Source organism: Colwellia sp. TT2012, from assembly GCF_001440345.1.
Lineage (GTDB): Bacteria > Pseudomonadota > Gammaproteobacteria > Enterobacterales > Alteromonadaceae > Colwellia.
Genome location: NZ_LJYX01000128.1, coordinates 1 through 820 on the forward strand (window position 1 = coordinate 1; position 820 = coordinate 820).

The following is an 820-nucleotide window of genomic DNA, read 5'->3' on the forward strand; positions in this document are numbered from 1 at the left end:
GGCCTGGCGCACCGTTTGTTGCGGGCCCACTGGCAGGAAGCAGGCCTGGCCCAGAGCTTCCAGAGTCTTGACAGCGAGGACCAGAAACGCCTGGTCAAGCGGGTGATCCGCGAGCTGGGCCTGGATGAGCAACGCTGGCCGGTGCGCCAGGCCCAGTGGTTCATCAACGGCCAGAAAGACGAAGGCCTGCGCCCGCAACATATCCAGGCCAGCGGCGATCTGTTCCTGGCCACCATGCGCAGCATTTATGAAGCCTACGAAGTGGCCTGCCAACGTGCCGGGGTCATCGACTTCTCCGAACTGCTGCTGCGGGCCCTCGACCTGTGGCGTGACAACCCTGGCCTGCTGGCTCATTACCAGAAGCGTTTCCGGCATATCCTGGTGGACGAGTTCCAGGACACCAACGCCGTGCAGTACGCCTGGTTGCGCCTGCTGGCCAAGGGCGGCGACAGCCTGATGGTGGTGGGCGACGACGACCAGTCGATCTACGCCTGGCGCGGTGCGCGCCCGGAAAACCTGATGCTGCTCAAGGTCGACTACCCGTCCTTGAAAGTGGTGATGCTGGAGCAGAACTACCGCTCCACCAGTCGTATCCTGCGTTGCGCCAACGTGCTGATCTCCAATAACCCCCACGAGTTTGAGAAACAACTGTGGAGTGAGATGGGCCATGGCGACGAAATCCGCGTGATCCGCTGCCGCAACGAAGATGCCGAAGCCGAGCGCGTGGCCGTCGAGTTGCTGACCTTGCACCTGCGCACCGACCGCCCCTACAGCGACTTCGCCATCATGTCTCGCGGCAACTACAAGGCCAAGCTGATCG

At 62.7% G+C, this 820-nt stretch carries 1 protein-coding gene; it reads left to right on the forward strand.

Annotation, left to right across the window (positions count from 1 at the left end; genetic code table 11):
- Nucleotides 1–820, forward strand: an 820-nt coding sequence (locus ASU03_RS20320; RefSeq protein WP_157465991.1) for a UvrD-helicase domain-containing protein, incomplete at both ends; no start/stop codon positions are given.